Source organism: Streptomyces sp. SM11, assembly GCF_002910905.1.
In the GTDB taxonomy this organism is placed as follows: Bacteria; Actinomycetota; Actinomycetes; order Streptomycetales; family Streptomycetaceae; genus Streptomyces.
Genome location: NZ_NEUE01000116.1, coordinates 17,599 through 38,971 on the forward strand (window position 1 = coordinate 17,599; position 21,373 = coordinate 38,971).

Consider the following 21,373-nt stretch of genomic DNA (forward strand, 5'->3'; position numbering starts at 1 on the left):
CGGGTGGGTGGGCTACTCGACGCCGAGACCGGCGTCGGCGACCTCGGGCCGGCCCTCGGCCCGGAGGATCTTGTTCAGCGGGCCCAGGTCGTAGATGCCCCGCAGGTTCGGTTCCTTGAGCAGACCGGACTTCACCGAGTGCCCGGCCTGCGCCCTGAGCGTGTCGGCCAGTGGGTCGTCGGTGATCTCGATGGACTCCCATGCCGGGTCGAGGATCTCCTCGGGCAGCGGTTTGCCGCTCAGGTACTCCAGCGCCTTGTTCGCGGAGGCCTTGGCCTCCTCGGGGTTGGCGTTGATCCACCGGTTGGTGGCGACCGAACCCTTCAGCACCGCCTCGACCACGTCCGGGTGCTCCTTGAGGAACTTCTGCGACACGATGATGTTCGTGATCACGAACTTCTTGTCCGGCCACAGGTCGGTCTCGTCGAGGAGGACCTTCGCACCCTCGGAGACAAGCTGGGAGGCGGTGGGTTCGGCTGCCCAAGCACCGTCCAGGTCACCGGACCTGTAGGCGCCCGGTGTCACCTTGTTGTCCGAGCGGACCACGGAGACGTCGCCCTTGCCGCTCTGTGAGTCGACCTTCCAGCCCTTCTCGGAGATCCAGTTGAGAAAGGCCACGTCCTGGGTGTTGCCGAGCTGCGGGGTGGCGATCTTCTTGCCCCTGAGGTCGTCCAGGGTCTTGATCCGGTCCGGGTCGACGACCAGCTTCACCCCGCCGGAGGCCGAACCGGAGATGATCCGCAGGCCCTGGCCCCGGGACTTGGCGTACCCGTTGATGGAGGGGGAGGGGCCGATGAAGCCGATGTCGATGGACCCGGCGTTCAGCGCCTCGATCTCGGCGGGGCCCGCGTTGAAGGTCGTGGACTCGACCCGGGTGCCGCCCAGTTCCTTCTGGAAGGCGCCTTCCCTGATACCGACCAGGGCGGTGGCGTGCGTGAGGTTCGGGAGGTAGCCGATCCTCACGGTGTCGGCGGAGAGCTTCTTCCCCGTGGCGGAGACCTTCGTCCCGCCGACGCCGTCCTCGGCCTGGGAGCCGTAGCCGCACGCGGTGGCCGCCAGGGCGAGCAGCGGCAGGGCGGCCACGGCTCCCAGGACGCGGCGGACGGTGGAACGGGGGACAGGCACGGGAGGTTTTCCTCTCGTCGGCCCGGTGCTCACGTCCCGCTGGCTGGTCAGGGGGGCGTGGCCGGGAGGTCGGCAGGTCTTCGGCGGTGCGGAAGGGCGCGCGAGCGGTGCGCGTACGTCATCACGCACATCGCCCGACCCCGCCCTGGCCGCTCCCGAGGGCGCCGCTGCCCACCCGGCCGCCCTCCTTCGCGAAGGTGGAGAAGAAGTCGGTGGCCATCAGAAGTCCCACTCGGCGTCGTCGTCGGCGGCCGGGGCGACGGTTTCGGCGACCGCGGCGAACGAGGCGCCCGCCATGCCGGCGCTCAGCGTCGTACCGTCCGCCGGGTCGATCAGGAGGAACGAGCCGGTGCGCCGGGAGTCGGCGTACGCGTCGAGCGCGAGCGGCTCGGCGGTGCGCACGACGACCCGGCCGATGTCGTTGGCGACCAGTCGGCCGGGGGCCGGGTGCTGGGAGAGGTCGTCCAGGGTGAGCCGCGAGGGGATGTCCCTGACGATCGCCTTGACCGTACGGGTGGTGTGCTTGAGCAGCACCCGCTGGCCCACCGAGAGCGGCTGGTCGGCCACATGGCAGACGGTCGCCTCGACGTCCTGGGTGACTGCGGGGGAGTCGTCGGCCGGGGCGATCAGGTCGCCGCGCGAGATGTCGATGTCGTCGGCCAGCCGGATCGTCACCGACTGCGGAGCCCAGGCGATGTCGACGCTCTCCCCGAGCGCCTCGATGCCCGTGATCGTGGTGGTGCGCCCCGAGGGGAGTACGGAGACGGACTCGCCGACCCGGAACACCCCGGCCGCGATCTGACCGGCGTAACCCCGGTAGTCCGGGTGCTCGGCGCTCTGCGGGCGGATCACGTACTGCACGGGGAAACGCGCGTGGCAGGCGGTGAGGTCATGGCTGACCGGCACCGTCTCCAGGTGTTCGAGCACGGTCGGCCCGCCGTACCAGTCCATGTGCGCGGACGGCTCCACCACGTTGTCCCCGGCCAGCGCCGAGATCGGGATCGCGGTGATCTCCGGGACGCCGAGCGAGGCGGCGTACGCGGTGAACTCCTCTGCTATCGAGGCGAACACGGGCTCCGCGTAGTCGACCAGGTCCATCTTGTTGACCGCCAGCACCACATGCGGGACGCGCAGCAGTGCGGCGACGGCGGCGTGCCGGCGGGTCTGCTCGACGACCCCGTTGCGGGCGTCGACCAGGACCACGGCCAGCTCCGCCGTGGAGGCGCCGGTCACCATGTTGCGGGTGTACTGCACATGGCCCGGGGTGTCCGCGAGGATGAACCGCCGCCGGGCGGTGGCGAAGTAGCGGTAGGCGACGTCGATGGTGATGCCCTGCTCGCGTTCGGCCCGCAGCCCGTCGGTCAGCAGCGCCAGGTCCGGCGCCTCCTGGCCACGGCTCAGCGAGGCCTGCTCGACGGCCTCCAGCTGGTCGGTGAGGATCGACTTGGAGTCGTGCAGCAGGCGTCCCACGAGGGTGGACTTGCCGTCGTCGACCGACCCGGCCGTGGCGAACCGCAGCAGGGTGGTGGCCGACAACTGCTCGGTGGTCGTGCTCATCTTAGAAATACCCCTCGCGCTTGCGGTCTTCCATCGCGGCCTCGGACATCTTGTCGTCGGCGCGGGTCGCGCCCCGCTCGGTGAGCCGGGAGGCGGCGATCTCGGTGATCACGGCGTCCAGCGTGGTGGCGTCGGAGTCGACGGCCCCGGTACAGGACATGTCGCCGACCGTGCGGTAGCGCACCAGACGGGTCTCGGTGGACTCGTGCTCCTTGGGCCCGCCCCAGTGCCCCGCCGTCAGCCACATGCCGGCGCGGTTGAAGACCTCGCGCTCGTGGGCGAAGTAGATCTCCGGGAGCTCGATGCCCTCGCGCTCGATGTACTGCCAGACGTCCAGCTCGGTCCAGTTGGAGATCGGGAAGACCCGGACGTGCTCGCCGGGGGCGTGCCGGCCGTTGTACAGCTGCCACAGCTCGGGCCGCTGGCGGCGCGGGTCCCACTGCGAGAACTCGTCGCGCAGCGAGAAGACCCGCTCCTTGGCGCGTGCCTTCTCCTCGTCGCGCCGCCCGCCGCCGAACACCGCGTCGAAGCGGTGCTGCTGGATCGCCTCGGTGAGCGGGACTGTCTGGAGCGGGTTGCGGGTGCCGTCGGGGCGCTCACGGAGCTTCCCGGCGTCGATGTACTCCTGCACGGAGGCGACGTGCAGCCGCAGCCCGTGCTTCTTCACCGTGCGGTCGCGGTACTCCAGGACCTCGGGGAAGTTGTGCCCGGTGTCCACGTGCAGCAGCGTGAACGGCACCGGCGCGGGCGCGAACGCCTTGAGCGCCAGGTGCAGCATCACGATGGAGTCCTTGCCGCCGGAAAACAGGATCACCGGCCGCTCGAACTCACCCGCGACCTCGCGGAAGATGTGGACCGCCTCCGACTCCAGGGAGTCCAGGTGGCTGAGCGCGTACGGGTTGACGGTGCCATCCGGCACGGTGGCGACGGTGCTCACGCCAGGCCCCTCTCGGTGAGCAGCGCGTGGAGCGCCGCTGCGGACTCCTGCACGGTCTGCTGGTGCGACTCGATCCGCAGGTCGGGTGATTCGGGGGCCTCGTAGGGGTCGTCGACCCCGGTGAGACCGCTGATCTCGCCGGCCGCCTGCTTGGCGTAAAGACCCTTCACATCGCGTACGGAGCACACCTCGACGGGCGTCGCGACGTGCACCTCCAGGTAGGTGGTGGACTCGGTGGCGTGCCGCTTGCGGACGGCCTCGCGGCTGTCGGCGAACGGGGCGATGACGGGGACCAGCACCTTCACGCCGTTGGCGGCGAGCAGTTCGGCGACGAAGCCGATCCGGGCCACGTTGGTGTGCCGGTCCTCGCGGGAGAAGCCGAGGCCCGCGGAGAGGAACTCGCGGATCTCGTCGCCGTCGAGCACCTCCACCCGGTGGCCGTCGGTCCGCAGCCGGCCCGCCAGCTCGTACGCGATGGTGGTCTTGCCCGCGCTCGGCAGACCGGTCAGCCAGATCGTGGCTCCCGTCTCCGTCACGCTCATCGAAGTCTCCTGATCAGTCGTCATCAGCCGTGCAGCCCGCATTCGGTCTTGCCCCGTCCGGCCCAGCGGCCGGCCCGTGCGTCCTCGCCCTCCAGCACCCGGCGGGTGCAGGGCGTGCAGCCGACGGAGGCGTAACCGTCCATCAGTAGCGGGTTGGTGAGCACCCCGTGCTCGGCGACGTAGGCGTCCACGTCGTCCTGGGTCCAGCGGGCGATGGGGGAGACCTTCACCTTGCGGCGCTTGGCGTCCCAGCCCACGACCGGGGTGTTCGCCCGGGTCGGGGACTCGTCGCGGCGCAGGCCCGTCGCCCACGCGGCGTACGCGGTCAGGCCGTCCTCCAACGGCTTGACCTTGCGCAGCGCGCAGCACAGGTCGGGGTCGCGGTCGTGCAGCTTCTCGCCGTGCTCCGCGTCCTGCTCGGCGACGGTCCGCCGGGGGGTGATCGTGATGACGTTGACGTCCATCACGGCGTCCACCGCGTCCCGGGTCCCGATGGTCTCCGGGAAGTGGTAGCCGGTGTCCAGGAACACCACGTCCACACCCGGCATCACCCGCGAGGCCAGGTGCGCGACCACGGCGTCCTCCATCGAGGAGGTGACGCAGAAGCGCGCCCCGAAGGTGTCGGTCGCCCACTTCAGGATCTCGGTGGCGGAGGCGTCCTCAAGCTCCCGGCCCACCCGCTCGGCCAGCTCCCGAAGCTCTTCGTCGTTGAGCTGTCCGGTCAGCAGAGTGTCCGTCATGTCCGGTCCCCTTCAACGTCGTTGCGCTGCACGCCCCGGGTCAGCAGCCCCAGGAACTTCAGCTGGAACGCACGGTTGCAGGAAGCGCATTCCCAGGCGCCGTGACCGGTCTCGTTGGGGCGCAGGTCCTCGTCGCCGCAGTACGGGCAGTAGAACGGCGCGGCTCGCTCGCTCATGACAGCGACTCCGCACTGGCGCGCGCCGCCCAGGCCGCGAAGCGCTCGCCGTCCTCGCGCTCCTCCTGGAAGCGGCCGAGCACCCGCTCGACGTAGTCCGGCAGTTCGGCCGAAGTGACCTTCAGCCCGCGGACCTTGCGGCCGAACCCGGCCTCCAGGCCGAGCGCCCCGCCGAGGTGTACCTGGTAGCCCTCGACCTGGTTGCCGCTGTCGTCCAGCATCAGCTGGCCCTTGAGGCCGATGTCGGCGACCTGGATACGGGCGCAGGCGTTCGGGCAGCCGTTGATGTTGATGGTGATCGGGTGGTCGAACTCCGGGATGCGGCGCTCCAGTTCGTCGATGAGGGAAGCACCGCGCGCCTTCGTCTCGACGATCGCCAGCTTGCAGAACTCGATGCCGGTGCAGGCCATCGTGCCGCGCCGGAACGGGGACGGGGTGACCTTGAGGTCGAGCGCCTCCAGGCCGGCGACCAGGGACTCCACCTGCTCCTCGGCCACGTCCAGCACGATCATCTTCTGCTCGGCGGTGGTCCGTACCCGGCCGGAGCCGTGCGCGTCGGCCAGCTCGGCGATCTTGGTGAGCGTGGAGCCGTCGACCCGGCCCACCCGCGCGGCGAAGCCGACGTAGAAGCGGCCGTCCTTCTGCCGGTGCACCCCGAGGTGGTCGCGCCAGGTCTGGGTGGGCTGCTCGGGCGCGGGCCCGTCGGTCAGCCTGCGCTGGAGGTACTCGTCCTCCAGCACCTGGCGGAACTTCTCCGGGCCCCAGTCGGCGACCAGGAACTTCAGCCGGGCCCGGGTGCGCAGCCGGCGGTAGCCGTAGTCGCGGAAGATCCCGATGACCCCGCCGTACACGTCGGCCACGTCGTCCAGCGGTACCCAGGCGCCGAGCCGCACCCCGAGCTTGGGGTTGGTGGAGAGGCCGCCGCCGACCCAGAGGTCGAAGCCGGGTCCGTGCTCCGGGTGGTTCACGCCGACGAACGCGATGTCGTTGATCTCGTGCGCCACGTCCAGCTGCGGGGAGCCGGAGACCGCGGACTTGAACTTGCGCGGCAGGTTGGAGAAGTCGGGGTTGCCGATGAACCGGCGCTGGATCTCGTCGATGGCGGGCGTGCCGTCGATGATCTCGTTCTCGGCGATGCCCGCGACGGGCGAGCCGAGGATCACGCGGGGGGTGTCTCCGCAGGCCTCGGTGGTGGACAGGCCCACCTCTTCGAGCCGCCGCCAGATCTCCGGCACGTCCTCGATGCGAATCCAGTGGTACTGCACGTTCTGCCGGTCGGTGAGGTCGGCGGTGCCGCGCGCGAACTCCTGCGAGACCTCCCCGATCACCCGCAGCTGCTGCGTGGTCAGCCGGCCGCCGTCGATGCGGACGCGCAGCATGAAGTACCTGTCGTCCAGCTCCTCCGGCTCCAGCACGGCCGTCTTGCCGCCGTCGATGCCGGGCTTGCGCTGGGTGTACAGCCCCCACCAGCGCATGCGTCCGCGCAGGTCGTTCGGGTCGATGGAGTCGAAGCCGCGCTTGGAGTAGATCGTCTCAATACGTGTCCGTACGTTGAGACCGTCATCGTCCTTCTTGAACTGCTCGTTCCCGTTCAGGGGGGTGTGGTGTCCCACGGCCCACTGACCCTCGCCACGGTGGCGTCCGGCCTTGCGGCGAGGCGTGGTGGTCGCAGGCTGTTCTGGGGTAGCGGCCATGACAATACGTCCTTCGGGACTGCGGGAGGGCGGCTCTGAGCTGCACACTCGCGCTGAGGCGCGGCGGTGCGCAGGGGCGGTTCAGAGGTAAGAGGGGGCGGCGGTGCTGGGACTCTCAGCCCGCCGGACAGATGGCGCTGGACATGCGGCCGAGGTCGACGTGGCGTCGACTCACCAAGGCAATTCCAGTTCCAGACATGACGGAAGCGTGTCACGCGCAACTCTGAGCAGTCCACCACTATCCGCTATGTGGACGACTTGGTCTTGAAGGATGAGATGCTGTGGTGCTCGTCACGGGGTGCGCCTGGGCATTAGCGACAAGACGCCCACACGGGAAACCCTGAGGGCGGTGGAGCGACCGCTCCACCGCCCTCAGGGGTCACGGATGATCAGGAGGCGTACGCCCCGGGCCACGGACCGGGCGTCGCCACCTCGGGCTCCACCTCGGTCTTCGTGTCGAAGAGCCGGAAGCCGCGCCGCAGGTAGTTGTCCATCGCGTGCGGTCCGTCCTTCGAGCAGGTGTGCAGCCAGACCCGCTTCGTCGCCGGCCGCTCCGGCCAGCGCTCGGCCAGGTCCCAGGCGCGCGCCACCCCGTACGAGAGGAGGTGACCGCCGATCCGTCGCCCACGGAACGCCGGGATCAGCCCGAAGTACATGATCTCGACCACACCGTCGCCCTGCGGGTCCAGCTCGACGTACCCGGCCGGCGTCCCGTTCAGGTACGCCACCCAGGTCTCCGCCCCGGGCCGCTGCAGAGTCTCCTGCCACTGGGAGTACGTCATGTCCAGCCGGTCGGTCCACCGGATGTCGCCGCCCACGGAGGCGTAGAGGAAGCGGCTGAACTCCGGCAACGGAACCTCGGACCGGACGATGCGCACATCACCCTCCGGCGCGAGCGCCGGGCGGAGATCGGCGGGCGAGGTCTGCTCCAGCGACCAGACGGTCACCTCGGTGGTCGGCGCTGCGGGCTGCGGGGTGTCACTCATGACGGCCAGAAAACCATGCCGCCGCACGTCGGTGCACGGCGGCCCCCACGTTGGACCGACCGACCGTGCGCAGCGCCCCCGCTCAAGTGGCCTGCGCCGCCCTGCGGGCCTCCGCCACCACCGGCGCGAGGGAGTGGGGCAGCAGATCCGCACGGTGCTCCGGGTGGATCACCTCCACCTCCACCCCGTCCCCGAAGCGGTACGGGCGGTGGGCCAGGACCTCCGCCAGCTGACGCCGCAGCCGGGAGACCTCGGCCCGGACCGTCACCGTCCGGGTCGCGTCCCCGAAGATGTCCCCCGCCAGCTCCGAGGCCGTCCGCCCCTGCCGGTGCACCGCCAGCGCGTACAACAGCTCCGCGTGGCGCGGCGAGAGCCGCTGCGTGCGGCTCCCCAGCGGCCCGGTCAGATGCACGGCGAGCGTCCGGGACCGGCTCAAATCCAGCACCACCCGGCGCGGCGCCCCCCGCGTCCCGCCGTCGTCCACCTGCACCAGCCAGCCGCCCGGCAGCGGCTCGACCTGGCACATACCGAGCGAGGGCAGCCACACCGGACCCGGTCGCAGCGACTTCGGCAGCGGCAGCCGGTCCACCGGGGCCATCCCGGTCACCGCCGCCAGCCGTCCGTGCACGTCCACCGCCAGCGCCCGCCCGCCGATCCGGCACAGGATCGGCGCGGCCACCGCGCGCAGCCGCTCGATCTCCGCCAGGTGGCGGATACGGATCTCACCCTCGGCGAGCCGGGCCACCGAGTCGACCAGGGCCAGCGTCGCCGGATGGAAGGTGGACGCGGGACCGCTGATGTCCACGATCCCTATCAGCCGGCCGTCGCGCGGATCCCGCACCGGGGCCGCCGCACAGGTCCAGCTGTGCAGCGCCCGGATGAAGTGCTCGGCCGAGTGGACCTGGATGGGGACCCGGACGGCCAGCGCCGTTCCGATCGCGTTCGTCCCGGTCGCCGCCTCGGCCCAGGCGGCCCCCTCCTCCAGGCAGATGTCGTGGGCCCGGCGCAGCACCCCCGTGTTGCCCTGCCGCCACAGCACCCGGCCCTCGGTGTCGGTCACCACCATGATCTGCTGCGCGACATCCGCGATCGAAGCCAGCCCCGCCCGCAGCAACGGCATCAGCTCGCCGAGCGCCGTGCTGTGGCGCCGGTACTCGATCTCGTCCGCCTGCAGCAGCTCGCTCTCCGGCGACTGGTCGGGGTCGATGCCACTGCGCACCACGCGGTCCCAGGAGGCGTCGATCTCCGCCCGGGGCGCGACCTCGGACCGTGCCCCCGCCAGCCGCTCCTCCCGCGCCAGGTGGAGCAACCGGGTCGCCCGGCGGCCCGCCCCCTGGCCCGTCACCCGGACCACCCCCGCAGAACCCGTGTCCGTCATGGTCTCCGTCCCCCCCCCGAACGCCTTCCGATCCCCGGCCCGGCCCATCCTGCCGTTCACCTGGCCCGACCGCCGGTCAGTCCACACAATGGTTGCAACCCTTTGCAACTCTGGCGATGTCCTGCGGGTCCGTACGAGAGTGGCGGAACACTGTGCGCCGGGCCTGTCCCGGTCGCCCGGTGTTGCACGAGCGTGGAGGGTGGTGCCGTGTCGGCGCAGCATCACCCTCCGTCGCCTCCTCCCGATTGCTACGCGACGGCAGGCCGGGCCCGCACCACCACCGATGCCAGGTCCAGACTGTGCGGCAGTGTCCCGAACGCCGAGCCCCAGTCCCCGCCCAGACGCGAGGCGCAGAACGCGTCGGACACCTCCGGCGGAGCCCAGCGCACCAGCAGCGAACCCTGGAGCACCAGCGCGATCCGCTCCACCAGCCGCCGCGCCCGCGCCTCGATGCCCTCCAGATCGGCCAGCTCCGTCAGCAGGCCCTTGATCGCCGCGTCCAGCCGGTGGTCCGCCCCGCGCGCCTTGCCGACCTCGCGCAGGAACGCGTTCAGCGCCTTCGGCTCCCGCTGCAGGGCCCGCAGCACATCCAGCGCCTGCACATTGCCCGAGCCCTCCCAGATCGAGTTGAGCGGCGCCTCGCGCAGCAGCCGGGGCATCCCGGACTCCTCCACGTACCCGTTGCCGCCCAGGCATTCCAGCGCCTCACCGACGACCGCCGTACACCGCTTGGTGACCCAGTACTTCGCGGCGGGCACCGCCAGCCGCAGGAAGGCCCGCTCCTCCTCGGTGTCCGTGTCGTACGCCGAGGCCAGCCGCATCGCCAGCACCGTCGCCGCCTCCGACTCCAGCGCCAGATCCGCCAGAACGTTGCGCATCAGCGGCTTGTCGATCAGCAGCCCGCCGAACGCGCCGCGGTAGGCGCTGTGATGGATCGCCTGTGCCACCGCCTGCCGCATCAGCGCCGCCGAACCCACCACGCAGTCGAGCCGGGTGGCCGCCACCATCTCGATGATGGTGCGCACCCCGCGCCCCTCCTCACCGACCCGGCGGGCCCAGGTCCCGTCGAACTCGACCTCGCCGGACGCGTTGGACCGGTTGCCGAGCTTGTCCTTGAGCCGCTGGATCGCGAAGACGTTGCGCGTACCGTCCGGGAGCACGCGCGGCACCAGGAAGCAGCTCAGTCCGCCCGGCGCCCGCGCCAGTACCAGGAAGCCGTCCGACATCGGCGCCGAGCAGAACCACTTGTGCCCGGTGAGCAGATACTCGCCCTTGCCGGACAGCGGCTCCGCCCGCGTCGTGTTGGACCGCACGTCGGTGCCGCCCTGCTTCTCGGTCATGCCCATCCCGAGGAGCACCCCGCTCTTCTGCCCGGCGGGCCGCAGCCCCTCCTCGTACGCGTGCGAGGTCAGCAGCGGCTCCCACTCGGCGGCCAGCGCCGGATCGGTCCGCAGCGCGGGCACCGCGGCATGCGTCATCGACAGCGGGCAGCCGTGCCCCGCCTCGGCCTGCGTCCAGACCAGGAACCCCGCGGCACGCCGCACATGACCGGCCGGACGCCCCCAGGCATCCGTCAGCCCGGCCTCGACCGCGTGCCCCAGCAGCCGGTGCCAGGCCGGATGGAACTCCACTTCGTCGATGCGATGCCCGTAACGGTCGTGGGTGCGCAGTACGGGCGGATACGCGTTCGCCTGCTCACCCCATTCCCGGGCCTGGGCGGAGCCAGCGGACCGGCCGAGCTCCCCGAGCTCCTCCAGTGCCCCGGGCAGGACCCCGGGCACGATGTGCCGCTCGACGGCCTCGGACAGAGCCAGGTCGGAGGCGAAGACGTCATAGCCGACCAGCGGCGGAACCTGATTGGTCACTGTGTGGGTGGTGGCTGCCATGCCGATACGGTAAGGAGGTGCAGGCAGCAAACGAAACACCCGAGCGGCCACCGGGCCGGCTCCACCGGGCGCGAGTGCTCTACCGCAACGTCTCCAAACGGCGGATGGCGTGGCACTTGCTCAAGGACACCGTCAACTCGTGCATCGAGTACCGCATTCTGGGGCTCGCGGCCGAGGCGGCGTTCTTCACCCTGCTCTCGCTTCCCCCGCTGCTGCTCGGCATGATCGGACTGCTCGGTTACGTCGACGAGTGGACGGCCACCACCACCGTCGCCTCCATCGAGCGCAACATCCTCTCCGCCGCCCAGACGGTGCTGTCCGAGCGCGGGGTCAACGACTTCGCCAAACCGCTGCTCGCCGACGTCACGACCGGGGCCCGCCCCGACGTCATCTCCATCGGCTTCGCCATCGCCCTGTGGTCCGGCTCCCGCGCGGTGAACGTCTTCATCGACACCATCACCGTCATGTACGGCCTCGACGGCCACCGCGGCATCGTCAAGACCCGGCTGCTGGCCTTCCTGCTGTACGTCGTCGCCCTGCTGCTCGGCGCGGTGGTGCTGCCGCTGCTGGTCGTCGGCCCGGACCGGGTGGTCGAGTTCGTGCCCTGGGGCACCGAGGTCATAGCCGTCCTGTACTGGCCACTCGTGATGCTGCTGACCGTCGCGTTCCTCACGACGCTCTACCACGTGTCCGTGCCGGTGCGTTCGCCGTGGATCGAGGACGTCCCCGGAGCGCTGGTAGCGCTCGGCATGTGGGTCCTCGGCAGCTTCCTGCTGCGGATCTACCTGACCAACACGGTCGAGGGCCCGACCATCTACGGCTCCTTGGCGGCGCCGATCGCCGTCCTGCTGTGGATCGGCATCTCCGCCTTCGCGGTCCTGGTCGGCGCCGCGGTCAACGCGGCCATCGACCGGGTGTGGCCCTCGCTCGCCACGGCCGCCGCCCGCGAGGCCACCGAACGCGTCCGGGCCGCGCAGGCCGCCGAGTTCGTCGCCCGGACCCGCTCGGCCGTCTACGAGGGCGCGGAAGACGACGAGGACGAGGACGACGAGGACGACGGCCCCGCGTACATGCCCTCCGAGTTCCCCGAGCGCTGGTCCCGCTTCCTGCCGCCCGACGACGTGAAGTCCCGGCTGCACGCGACCTGGGAGAAGGAACCCAAGGAGCTGAAGGAGACCAAGGAGACCAAGGAGTCCAGGGAGTCCAGGGCGCGCACGTCGTCGGAGGACCCGTCCTCCCACTGACCGCGCTAGCGTGGCGGCATGCCCAGGACCAGCGCTACCAGGAACGGCCGTCCCGGCTGGACGGGGCCGTCGTCTGGAACGTGGACGACCCGCCCGGCCCGCGACAGCCCGCCCGGTCCGTCCTGCCCGACGGCTGCATGGACCTGATCTGGACCGCCGGACGGCTGGTCGTCGCCGGACCCGACACCCACGCCTTCCAGGTCGACCCCCACGACCGCGGCTCCTGCGCCGCGATCCGGTTCGCGCCCGGCACCGCCCCCGCACTGCTCGGCGTACCGGCGTACGAACTGCGCGACCACCGGGTCGAACTCGCCGACCTCTGGTCCCGTACCGCCGTCCGGGAACTCACCGGGCGGATCGACCGGGCCGCCGACCCCGCCGCCGCCCTGGAGGACTTCGCCCTGGGCCGGGCCGCCGACACCGGCCCCCCGGACCCGCTCACGGTGACCGTCGCCGACCGGCTGCGGCGCGGCAGGTCCGTCGCGTCGACGGCCGCCGAGGTCGGCCTCGGCGCCCGTCAGCTGCACCGTCGTTCCCTGGCCGCCTTCGGCTACGGCCCCAAGACCCTGGCCCGGGTCCTCCGCCTCCAACGCGCCCTGAACCTGGTCCGTACCGGCCTCCCGTACGCCGAGGCGGCCTGCGCGGCGGGCTGCACGGACCAGGCGCACCTGGCCCGCGAGATGCGCGACCTCGCGGGGACGACGCTCGGGGCCTACTTCGGGCGCTACGACGCGTCGGCCGCGGCGAACAGCGACACCCCGCAGCCGTCCGGGTCCAGCACGACCGCATAGCGCTGCCCCCACACCGCGTCCCACGGTTTCAGGTGCCCGGTGTACCCGGCCCCGGTGAGCTCCGCGTACAGCGAGTCCACCTCCTGCGGGCTGTCGCAGACGAAGGCCAGGGCGACCCGCTCACCGCCCGCCGGGCGCTGCCAGTCGGGATCGAACGAGGCGATGACCTCCTCCGTGTCCCACAGCAGCCGCTGCCCGCCCGGCAGGGTCACTTCGACATGGGGCGCGGACTCCGCCCCGTCGGGAACGTCGAGGCCGAGCCTCCGGTAGAAGGTGAGCGAGGCCGCCAGGTCCGCCGTGATGATGCTGATCGCGTCAAGTCGTGGAGTCATGCCCCGACCGTAGGCACCCGGTGCTCCCGCCGTCTTGTACGAATCGGCCTTCCGCGACGGATACTCACCCCAGGCAGTCGGCGGGCGAGGTCCCAGGATCGGTCAGCGCGAGGCCCAGAGCGGCCCGCTCCGTGATCCACCGCGTCGGCCGGTGACGCGGATCGCCCGTCGTCGCGTGCAGCGACCGCTGGAGCTCCAGCATCGTCACGGCCCCGACGCGTTCGCCCCAGACCAGCGGACCGGCCGGATAGCCGAGCCCGGTGGTCACCGCCAGATCGATGCCGGCGGGCGTGGCCAGCGAGCGCTCCGCGATCGAACAGCCGACCGCGACGACGGAGGACAGCAGCCGCTGCGCCACCGAGCCCGCGGTGTCCCGCACCACCGACACCGCGTACGGCTCACCGCCCTCAGCTCCCCGCGCCAGCACCGCCCGCGCGTCCCGGGCGGCCACCGGGTCGCCGGCCGCCGTCACCGCGAGGACCCGCCGCCGCCCCGCCGCCGGCAGCACCTCCACGCCGAACGTACGGTCCCGGGGCAGTGCGCCCTCCGCGACCGCCGCCGACACCGACGTCCCCCAGCCCGGCACCAGCACCACGGCCTCCGCCGACGGCCCCGCGCCCCGCTCCACCCGGACCCCCGCCGCCTCCAGCGAACCGGCCAGGGCCTCCTCGTACGCCGCGGTCTCCGGCCGCCCGCCCGGGGCCAGGAACACCGGGCGGTCCGCGTCCCCGGTGACCGCGCTCTCCGGTGCGGGGCCGGACGCCCCGTCCCCGTACGCGTACCAGCCCCGGCCCGTCTTGCGGCCGTGCAGCCCCGCCACCACCCGGTTCGGGGTCAGGAACGACGGGCGCAGCCGGTCCTCGTACCGGAAGCCCTGCCAGATCGAGTCGATCACCGCGGCCGTCACATCGAGACCGGTCAGGTCCATCAGTTCGAAGGGGCCCATCCGCAGCCCCAGGACGTCCCGGGCGATCCGGTCGATCTCCGCCGGGTCCGCCACCGACTCCTCCAGCAGCGCGAGCGCCTCGGTCACCAGCCCCCGCCCGGCGTGGTTGACCAGGAATCCGGGGGTGTCGGCGACGGTCACCGCCTGGTGCCCGCAGCCCTCCACCAGCCCGGTCAGCAGGGCCGGAATGTCCGGGCGGGTGGCCGCGCCCGGCACCACCTCGACGATCCTCATCAGCGGCACCGGGTTGAAGAAGTGCAGCCCGGCCAGGCGTGCGGGGTCCTGGAGCGTCGCGGCGATCCGGGTCACCGACAGGGAGGAGGTGTTGGTCGCGAAGACGGCGGAGGACGGCAGCGCCCGCTCCAGCTTCCCGAACACCTCGGCCTTGGTCGCCAGATCCTCCCGTACGGCCTCGATCACCAGCTCCACCTCCGGCCCCGCCGCCCACGGCTCGGCGAGCGGCACCAGCCGGCCCACGGCCCCGTCCCGGTCGGCGGCGGACATCCGGCCCTTGGCGACCGCCCGGTCCAGCATCGAGACGACGAAGTCCAGGGCGTCCGTCACCGCCTCGGGCCGTACGTCCCCGAGCTCGACGGTGTGTCCGGCGCTCGCCGCCCACTGGGCGATGCCGCGGCCCATGGCCCCGGCTCCGACGATCCTGATACGCATGGCGGTGAGAGCCCTTTCAGTGGAGGCGGATGCGGTTCTTCAACGGAGATAGACACGGCCGGGGTCGACTTCGTCACGCAGGAGCAGCAGCTCCGCGGCGGTCGGTGGGGCCGTCGTCGCGACCGCGCCGGCCGTCTCCAGGTCCCAGCCGGTCGCGGCCCGGACCTGCTCGGCGGTGACGCCGGGATGCACGGCGACCAGCCGCAGTTCGTCGCCGACGCCTTCCCGGGCGAGGACGCCCAGTTCGGTGACGACCCGGGTGACGCCGACGCCCAGCGGGCGGATCCCGTCCGCCAGCGCCCGTTCCGGGCCCGGCGTGGTGCAGAAGTCCAGGACGCCGGCGAAGGAACGCGGCGTGTGGCGGCGCATCACGACGAACACCTCCCGGGCGTTCGCCATCACCTCGACCGCGCCCCCGGAACCCGGCAGCCGAACCGCCGGGCGGTCCCAGTCCCCGATGACCGAGGTGTTGAGGTTGCCCCACCGGTCGATCTGCGCGGCCCCCAGAAAACCCACGTCGATGTGCCCGCCCTGGAGCACCGAGCCGAACAGGGTGGGCATGGACACCACCGCCTCGGCCCCCGTGATCAGGACGGCGTCCGCGATGGTCTCCGGCAGATGGGAGGGGTGCGCCCCGCAGACCCCGGACTCGTACACCACCTCGATGGCCGGCGCGACGGTCAGCCGCGACAGTTCGGCCGCGAGCGTCGGCAGCCCGATGCCCGCGAACACCGTTCGGCGGCCCGCCAGTTCACGCGAGGCGACGACGGACAGCAGCTCGGAGGAGGTGACGGGCGCACCGGCACCGCCCGCCCGCGTCAGCTCCTGCCCGCTCACCGCCGCCGCCCGTAGTCCACCGGCTCGCTCAGCGCCTCGCCGACCGAGAGCCCCGCCCAGAACTCCTCACCCAGCTTCGCCACGTACTCCGCGTGGTCGGCGGTTCCGTACACCCATTCCTCCAGCCACTCCCGCAGCCGCACCCGGTCCGCGCTGATCGCGGACCAGGACCGGTAGAAGGCGTTGTCCCGGTCGTAGTAGCCCTGCGCGAACGAGGGATGCGCCCCGCGCGGGCAGACCACCACCGCGTCGACCGCGTGCGCCGGGATCAGCGTGCGGTTCGGGTCCGAGCGGATCACCTCGTCCGCGACCAGCTCCTCCACCACCACGATCGCCCGGTCCGCCGCGTACACCGCCTCGGTCTGGACCCCGGTCAGACCCCAGATCTGGGTATTGCCCCGGCGGTCGGCGCGCTGCGCGTGGACGATCGTCACGTCAGGGTTGACCGGCGGCACCACGTAGATCTGCTCGGGTTCCCGCCCGTCCGGCCCGGGATAGGGCGAAGTCACCTTGCGGATACCCGGGTTGACCGAGGGCAGGTCGCTGCCGCCGTACGAGCGCAGCGGATGGAACGGCAGCCGCTGCGCACCGGCGAGATACCGGCACACCATCCCGTAGTGGCTGTACTCCTCGAACGCCAGCGGCTCCGGATCGGCCCGCTCGATCCGCCGCCGCAGCTCACCGAGCGAACCGGCGGAGGAGTTGCCCACGAAGGACGAGACCAGCCGCGTGACACAGCCGGCCGCCAGCATCTGGTCCACCACGATGTCCGCCGTCATCCGTACGACGGTGAGCCCGCGCCGGCCCTGCCGGATGATCTCGTGGCCCGCGGCGGTCGGGATGAGATGGGTGAACCCTTCCAGGCTCACGGTGTCCCCGTCGTGCACGGAGCGCGCGACGGCCTCCCGCAGGGACACGACCTTGTCGGCCGTCCGTTCCACAGCGCTCCCCGGCGTCGGTGTACAGGTCGCCCCACCGTGCCAGGGACCATTGATCGGTGTCCAATACCGAATTAGGCTCGCATTGAGATGTCAGAGGTCTCACGGGGAGGCCGGAGGTCCCGCTCGGCCGGAAGAAGAACGAGGGGGAGGACCCACATGGAACTGCGCCATCTGAAGGCCTTCCTCGCCGTGGCCGAGGAGCTGCACTTCGGCCGGGCCGCCAAGCGCCTCCAGATGGCACAGCCGCCCCTGAGCCAGCAGATCCGGCAGCTGGAGAAGGAGCTCGGTGTCCAGCTCTTCCGCCGCAACACGCGCTCCGTCCGGCTCACCGGCGCGGGGGAGACCTTCCTCGAACCCGTACGGACCGTCCTCGACGATCTCGACACCGCCGTCCGGGCCGCCCGCTCGGCGGGCCGCGGTGAGTACGGCCGGGTGACCATCGGCTTCGCCGGAGCCTCCAGCCACGAGACGCTGCCCCGCCTCACCCGCGCCGTCCGCGCCGCGCACCCCGGGCTCGAACTGGTCATGACCGGCCAGACCTACGCCAACGTCGCGCTGTCCCGGGTCGCCGACGGCTCGCTCGACCTGGGCTTCGTCCGGCTGCCGGTGACCCGGCCGGGCGTGGACCACCGGGTGATCGACGAGGAGGAGCTGGTGTGCGCCCTGCCCTTCGACCACCCGCTCGCCCGGCACGAGGCGGTGCCGCTCGCCGAGCTGGCGGACGAACCGTTCGTCTCCTTCCCCGCCAACACCGGCTCCACCGTGCGCGACGCCATGACCGAGGCCTGCGAGAGCGCCGGATTCACGCCGCGCGTCGTCCAGGAGGCCCCCGACTCGTACACGATCATGGCGCTCGTCGCCGCCGGGGTCGGCATCACCCTCACGGTCACCTCCGTACGGCACATCCAGCAGAGCGGACTGGTCTACCGGCCCCTCAGCGGGCCGCCCATCCGTCTCCAGGCAGCACTGGCCTGGCGTGCCGACAACCCCTCCGCCGCCCTGCACGCCGTGCTCGCCATCGCCCGGGACGCCCTGCCGACCCCCGTACGGGGACCGGGCGGAGGACCGATTGAGACGCCGGGCCTCTCGATCGGGAGCACATCCGGTATTGGACCGGCTCAGTCACCGGATGCGAAGGTCACCCCACCACCGGGGCGTGACCCGGCGCCCCGCCCGTCGCCCTGAAGGAAGGCCCAGCCGTGCCGCTCGACGTCGTCATCTGCGAACCCCTGCGTACCCCCATCGGCCGTTTCGGCGGGGCCTTGGCCCAGCAGACCCCGGCCTCGCTGGCCGCACACGTCATCGCGGAGATCGTCGCCCGTACCGGCATCGACCCCGCCCGGGTCGACGAGGTGATCCTCGGCCACGCCTACCCGACCAGCGAGGCCCCCGCCATCGGCCGGGTCGCCGCCCTGGACGCCGGACTGCCCACCACGGTCACCGGCTCCCAGATCGACCGCCGCTGCGGCTCCGGGCTCCAGGCCGTGCTGGACGCGGCGATGCAGATCCGGGCCGGGTTCAGCGACGTCGTGATCGCGGGCGGCGTCGACGTGATGAGCGCCGCCCCCTACTACACGCACGACGGCCGTTGGGGCATCAAGGGCCCCGGCCTCCAGCTCCACGACGCCCTCGCACGGGGCCGCGTCACCGCCGGAGGCGTCAACCACCCCGTCCCCGGCGGCATGATCGAGACGGCGGAGAACCTGCGCCGGGAGTACGGCATCAGCCGAGCCGACCAGGACGCCCTGGCCCTGCGCTCCCAGCAGCGCGCCGCCCGCGCCGCCGCCGAGGGCCGCTACGACGCGGAGACCGTCCCCGTCACGGTACGCACCCGCAAGGGCGAAACGACCGTCACCGTCGACGAGCACCCCCGCCCCGACACCACCGCCGAACAACTCGCCGCCCTCCGGCCGGTGATGGCGAAATCCGACCCGGACGCCACCGTCACCGCGGGCAACGCCAGCGGCCAGAACGACGCGGCTGCCGCCTGCCTGGTCACCAGCGCCGAGACCGCCCGACGCCTCGGTCTCACCCCGCTCGTCCGCCTTGTCTCCTTCGCCCGCGCCGGGGTCCCCGCGGCGACGATGGGCATCGCCCCCGTCGCCGCCACCCGCACCGCTCTCGACCGGGCGGGCCTCACCCCCGCCGACCTCGACCTGATCGAGCTGAACGAGGCATTCGCCGCCCAGGTGCTGGCCTGCACAAGGGAACTGGGCCTCGGCGACACCGACCACGAGCAGCGGATCAACGTCAACGGCTCGGGGATCTCGCTGGGCCACCCGGTCGGCGCCACCGGAGCCCGCATCCTCGCCACCCTCACCCGCGAACTCCACCGCCGTGAGGCCCGGTACGGCCTGGAGACGATGTGCATCGGCGGCGGCCAGGGCCTCGCTGCAGTCTTCGAACGCATCGCGGGCTGAAGGCGGTCAGCGCGGAACCGCCGCACCGGGCGGCGGTCGTTCCAGGCGTCCCGGCTCGGCGGCCTCCCGGGTCTCCGCGTAGAGATAGTGCCGCGTCCCGGCCAGCACCCCGCGGAACCAGGTGTCCACCTCGACCTGCCCCATCGTCGGCCAGTCGGGGGTCTCCTCGACCAGGGCACGGCCCATCCGGCGGCCCAGCTCCACCAAGTGGGCGCCCGCCGCCGTGCGTTCGTCCGCGTACCGCTCCAGCGCCGCGGAGCGGCCCGGCTCCTCCCGGAGCACCCGTTCCAGGCACAGGGCGTCCTGCAGGGCCTTGACCGCGCCGGTGGCGGTGTGCGGCCTGGTCACCCCGGCCGCGTCCCCGGCCAGCAGCAGCGGCGGGCGGGCGACCCGGGGGGTCTGCACATCGGCGACCGGGTGGCAGGCCGCCGCCCGGCGCCCGCCCCGGGCGACGATGTCCGCCCACGCCGCCGGAAAGTGTTCCTTCGCCAGCTCGTGCACATACGGTCCTGGCTCGGCGCCCTCGGGCGGGCGGCCGTAAACGGCGTACGCGAGCAGCCGGTTGCTCTCACCGCCGCTCCCGTCACCGTCCTGCGGGCCGCCCGGGATCAGGTAGAAGACACCGTGCCCGCCGGGGAAACCCAGGGTCACCCACGCCTCGCGCAGCAACTCCAGCTCCCGGGGGCGCCCGGCCGGCGCGCCGAGCGGGATCGCGCCGCGCCAGACGAGGTAGGGAGCGGGCTCCGGCCGCGACCCCGGGGCGAGCAGTCGCCGGGTCGCCGACGCGTGCCCGTCAGCGCCCACGACCACGTCGTAGGGTTCATCGCCCCGCGCGCTGGTGATCACCGCCCCGCCGGATCCGCCCCGGCCGACCGAGACCACCGGCTGCCCCCGGAGATAGCGCACCGCTCCGGCACTCGCGCGCAGCGACCGCCACAGGTGACCCCAGTTGCACGGGGTCACGGGGGAGGACTGCCGGGCCAGCTCCCGAGCCGACCGGCCGCCGGGCTCCCGGGTCAGCCAGATCCGTGTCCCCACCGGGGCCGTCGGCATCGCCGCGTCCAGGTACCCGGACCCGACCAGCTCCGCGTGCAGCGGCGGCGGGATCACGATGCCGAACCCCCGGTCCTGGAGCTCGGCGTCGCTCCGCTCGTACACGGTGACGTCCGCCCCGGCCCGCGAGCCCGCGACGGCCACCGCGCACCCCGCGATACTTCCGCCGATCACCCCGATGCGCAACGCTGCCGCCACGTCCCCGGCCCTTCCCGTCGTCCCGTTCGCTCCCCGGCATTCCGCGCGGCGCGCGGTGCCCCCGGTCATCTTTCCAACAGCGTGCCCGGAGCCACGGGAGAACGCTGCCGCCGCGCACACAGAAGGTCCGGCCGGACAGCCTCGCTGTCCGGCCGGACCTCGTTCTCCCGCAGGAGCTCTGTTCAGTTCCGCGCGTTGCGCGTGCGGCGCATCAGAACCGCACCACCGAGCAGCAGCGCGGCGCTCGCACCGGCGGCCAGACCCAGGTCGGCGGCACCGGTGTCGGCGAGGTGCGCGTCCGGGGTGTTGGACCCGGGCGTGCCGGAACCGGGAATGTCCGAGCCGGGGGTGTCGGTACCGGGGGTGTCGGTCGGCGGCTCGTCGACGGGGGGCTGGTCCACCGGCGGCTCGTCGACCGGCGGCTCGTCGACGGGGGGCTCGTCGACGGGGGGCTCGTCGACCGGCGGCTCGTCGACGGGGGGCTCGTCGACGGGGGGCTCGTCGACCGGCGGCTCGTCGACGGGGGGCTCGTCGACGGGGGGCTCGTCCACGGGCGGTTCGTCGACGGGCGGTTCGTCGACGGGCGGCTCGTCCACCGGCGGGTGGTTGTGCTTCGGGCCGTCGGCATTCACGCACTTGTTGCCGAAGGCCGGGTTCAGCAGGGCGATCACATTGACGGTGTTGCCGCACACATTGACCGGGACGTGCACCGGCACCTGCACGGCGTTGCCCGAACCGACCCCCGGCGAACCGACGGCCGCCCCCTCGGCCGACGCGTCGGCGTGTGCGGTGCCGCCCACCGCCGCCAGGAGGCCCGATGCGGCCGCCATGACGATGATGCTCTTGTTCAGGACCTGTCGCATTACTTGCCCTTCCTTAGGACATTCGCGAGGACATCGCGTGGGTGCTTCGCGCGCGGAG

Annotated in this window: 21 protein-coding genes; 4 read left to right on the top strand and 17 right to left on the bottom strand. The window is 72.2% G+C overall.

What is annotated here, in order from left to right; all coding sequences use genetic code 11:
- Nucleotides 1-12: 12 nt before the first annotated feature.
- From B9S58_RS08320 to B9S58_RS08365, 11 genes are all read right to left on the bottom strand, one after another.
- On the bottom strand, nt 13-1,125 hold the full coding sequence (locus B9S58_RS08320) for an aliphatic sulfonate ABC transporter substrate-binding protein (RefSeq protein WP_103531470.1): 1,113 nt from the start codon (nt 1,123-1,125) through the stop codon (nt 13-15).
- 219 nt (nt 1,126-1,344) lie between these two features.
- A complete protein-coding gene (locus B9S58_RS08325) occupies nt 1,345-2,682 on the bottom strand; it encodes a sulfate adenylyltransferase subunit 1 (RefSeq protein ID WP_103531471.1) in 1,338 nt (445 codons plus the stop codon).
- 1 nt (nt 2,683) lies between these two features.
- Nucleotides 2,684-3,619 carry a sulfate adenylyltransferase subunit CysD gene (gene cysD, locus B9S58_RS08330; protein ID WP_103531472.1) on the bottom strand — a complete coding sequence of 312 codons (936 nt, stop codon included), beginning with the start codon at nt 3,617-3,619 and terminating at the stop codon, nt 2,684-2,686.
- Entirely contained in the window at nt 3,616-4,161 is a 546-nt protein-coding gene (gene cysC / locus B9S58_RS08335; RefSeq protein ID WP_258044230.1) for an adenylyl-sulfate kinase, read from the bottom strand. Before cysC ends, cysD begins: the two co-directional genes overlap by 4 nt.
- 23 nt (nt 4,162-4,184) lie before the next feature.
- Nucleotides 4,185-4,901, bottom strand: a complete 717-nt coding sequence (locus tag B9S58_RS08340; RefSeq protein ID WP_103531473.1) for a phosphoadenylyl-sulfate reductase — start codon at nt 4,899-4,901, stop codon at nt 4,185-4,187.
- Nucleotides 4,898-5,077 (bottom strand): hypothetical protein, encoded by a 180-nt coding sequence (locus tag B9S58_RS08345; protein WP_103531474.1) that lies wholly within the window; start codon nt 5,075-5,077, stop codon nt 4,898-4,900. Before B9S58_RS08345 ends, B9S58_RS08340 begins: the two co-directional genes overlap by 4 nt.
- Nucleotides 5,074-6,771, bottom strand: coding sequence for a nitrite/sulfite reductase (locus B9S58_RS08350; protein ID WP_103531475.1), 1,698 nt, complete (start codon nt 6,769-6,771; stop codon nt 5,074-5,076). The genes B9S58_RS08345 and B9S58_RS08350 overlap by 4 nt, the downstream gene beginning before the upstream one ends.
- A 115-nt stretch (nt 6,772-6,886) precedes the next feature.
- The gene (locus tag B9S58_RS40170) at nt 6,887-6,970 is read right to left on the bottom strand and encodes a putative leader peptide (protein WP_309500612.1); all 84 of its coding nucleotides are present in this window, start codon (nt 6,968-6,970) and stop codon (nt 6,887-6,889) included.
- A gap of 190 nt (nt 6,971-7,160) precedes the next feature.
- Complete coding sequence (locus B9S58_RS08355; protein WP_103531476.1) at nt 7,161-7,757, bottom strand: GNAT family N-acetyltransferase; 597 nt, start codon at nt 7,755-7,757, stop codon at nt 7,161-7,163.
- 82 nt (nt 7,758-7,839) lie between these two features.
- Nucleotides 7,840-9,135 carry a helix-turn-helix domain-containing protein gene (locus B9S58_RS08360; protein WP_103531499.1) on the bottom strand — a complete coding sequence of 432 codons (1,296 nt, stop codon included), beginning with the start codon at nt 9,133-9,135 and terminating at the stop codon, nt 7,840-7,842.
- Between the two features lie 248 nt (nt 9,136-9,383).
- The gene (locus B9S58_RS08365; RefSeq protein ID WP_103531477.1) at nt 9,384-11,021 is read right to left on the bottom strand and encodes an acyl-CoA dehydrogenase family protein; all 1,638 of its coding nucleotides are present in this window, start codon (nt 11,019-11,021) and stop codon (nt 9,384-9,386) included.
- Nucleotides 11,022-11,095: 74 nt separating this feature from the next.
- On the opposite strand from B9S58_RS08365, the gene B9S58_RS08370 reads away from it, so the two are divergent.
- Both B9S58_RS08370 and B9S58_RS08375 read left to right on the top strand, forming a co-directional pair.
- Nucleotides 11,096-12,265, top strand: a complete 1,170-nt coding sequence (locus B9S58_RS08370; protein ID WP_103531478.1) for a YihY/virulence factor BrkB family protein — start codon at nt 11,096-11,098, stop codon at nt 12,263-12,265.
- Nucleotides 12,262-13,056 carry a DUF6597 domain-containing transcriptional factor gene (locus B9S58_RS08375; RefSeq protein WP_103531500.1) on the top strand — a complete coding sequence of 265 codons (795 nt, stop codon included), beginning with the start codon at nt 12,262-12,264 and terminating at the stop codon, nt 13,054-13,056. Before B9S58_RS08370 ends, B9S58_RS08375 begins: the two co-directional genes overlap by 4 nt.
- On the opposite strand, the gene B9S58_RS08380 is transcribed toward B9S58_RS08375, so the two are convergent.
- From B9S58_RS08380 to B9S58_RS08395, 4 genes are all read right to left on the bottom strand, one after another.
- On the bottom strand, nt 12,990-13,388 hold the full coding sequence (locus B9S58_RS08380; protein WP_103531479.1) for a VOC family protein: 399 nt from the start codon (nt 13,386-13,388) through the stop codon (nt 12,990-12,992). The two genes, B9S58_RS08375 and B9S58_RS08380, sit on opposite strands and share 67 nt — an antisense overlap.
- Nucleotides 13,389-13,452: 64 nt before the next feature.
- A complete protein-coding gene (locus tag B9S58_RS08385) occupies nt 13,453-15,003 on the bottom strand; it encodes a 3-hydroxyacyl-CoA dehydrogenase NAD-binding domain-containing protein (protein ID WP_103531480.1) in 1,551 nt (516 codons plus the stop codon).
- Nucleotides 15,004-15,042: 39 nt separating this feature from the next.
- A complete protein-coding gene (locus B9S58_RS08390) occupies nt 15,043-15,840 on the bottom strand; it encodes a CoA-transferase subunit beta (protein ID WP_103531481.1) in 798 nt (265 codons plus the stop codon).
- Nucleotides 15,837-16,781, bottom strand: coding sequence for a CoA transferase subunit A (locus B9S58_RS08395; protein WP_103531482.1), 945 nt, complete (start codon nt 16,779-16,781; stop codon nt 15,837-15,839). The genes B9S58_RS08390 and B9S58_RS08395 overlap by 4 nt, the downstream gene beginning before the upstream one ends.
- 156 nt (nt 16,782-16,937) lie before the next feature.
- Between B9S58_RS08395 and B9S58_RS08400 the strand changes: the two genes are divergently transcribed.
- Nucleotides 16,938-17,966 carry a LysR family transcriptional regulator gene (locus B9S58_RS08400; RefSeq protein WP_258044231.1) on the top strand — a complete coding sequence of 343 codons (1,029 nt, stop codon included), beginning with the start codon at nt 16,938-16,940 and terminating at the stop codon, nt 17,964-17,966.
- Between the two features lie 14 nt (nt 17,967-17,980).
- The gene (locus B9S58_RS08405; RefSeq protein ID WP_103531483.1) at nt 17,981-19,201 is read left to right on the top strand and encodes an acetyl-CoA C-acetyltransferase; all 1,221 of its coding nucleotides are present in this window, start codon (nt 17,981-17,983) and stop codon (nt 19,199-19,201) included.
- Between the two features lie 6 nt (nt 19,202-19,207).
- Here the strand turns inward: B9S58_RS08405 and B9S58_RS08410 are convergent, their stop codons facing one another.
- Nucleotides 19,208-20,452, bottom strand: a complete 1,245-nt coding sequence (locus B9S58_RS08410) for an FAD-dependent monooxygenase (protein WP_258044232.1) — start codon at nt 20,450-20,452, stop codon at nt 19,208-19,210.
- 182 nt (nt 20,453-20,634) lie between these two features.
- On the bottom strand, nt 20,635-21,315 hold the full coding sequence (locus B9S58_RS39925) for a chaplin (RefSeq protein WP_103531484.1): 681 nt from the start codon (nt 21,313-21,315) through the stop codon (nt 20,635-20,637).
- Nucleotides 21,316-21,373: the final 58 nt, after the last annotated feature.

Bases quoted from the DNA above. Each gene is read 5' to 3' on its own strand.
- B9S58_RS39925 (WP_103531484.1), bottom strand. From the start codon at position 21,315: ATGCGACAGGTCCTGAACAAGAGCATCATCGTCATGGCGGCCGCATCG.
- B9S58_RS08350 (WP_103531475.1), bottom strand. From the start codon at position 6,771: ATGGCCGCTACCCCAGAACAGCCTGCGACCACCACGCCTCGCCGCAAG.
- cysC (WP_258044230.1), bottom strand. From the start codon at position 4,161: ATGAGCGTGACGGAGACGGGAGCCACGATCTGGCTGACCGGTCTGCCG.
- B9S58_RS08365 (WP_103531477.1), bottom strand. From the start codon at position 11,021: ATGGCAGCCACCACCCACACAGTGACCAATCAGGTTCCGCCGCTGGTC.
- B9S58_RS08355 (WP_103531476.1), bottom strand. From the start codon at position 7,757: ATGAGTGACACCCCGCAGCCCGCAGCGCCGACCACCGAGGTGACCGTC.
- B9S58_RS08400 (WP_258044231.1), top strand. From the start codon at position 16,938: ATGGAACTGCGCCATCTGAAGGCCTTCCTCGCCGTGGCCGAGGAGCTG.
- B9S58_RS08385 (WP_103531480.1), bottom strand. From the start codon at position 15,003: ATGCGTATCAGGATCGTCGGAGCCGGGGCCATGGGCCGCGGCATCGCC.
- B9S58_RS08325 (WP_103531471.1), bottom strand. From the start codon at position 2,682: ATGAGCACGACCACCGAGCAGTTGTCGGCCACCACCCTGCTGCGGTTC.
- B9S58_RS40170 (WP_309500612.1), bottom strand. From the start codon at position 6,970: ATGTCTGGAACTGGAATTGCCTTGGTGAGTCGACGCCACGTCGACCTC.
- B9S58_RS08360 (WP_103531499.1), bottom strand. From the start codon at position 9,135: ATGACGGACACGGGTTCTGCGGGGGTGGTCCGGGTGACGGGCCAGGGG.
- B9S58_RS08345 (WP_103531474.1), bottom strand. From the start codon at position 5,077: ATGAGCGAGCGAGCCGCGCCGTTCTACTGCCCGTACTGCGGCGACGAG.
- B9S58_RS08380 (WP_103531479.1), bottom strand. From the start codon at position 13,388: ATGACTCCACGACTTGACGCGATCAGCATCATCACGGCGGACCTGGCG.
- B9S58_RS08340 (WP_103531473.1), bottom strand. From the start codon at position 4,901: ATGACGGACACTCTGCTGACCGGACAGCTCAACGACGAAGAGCTTCGG.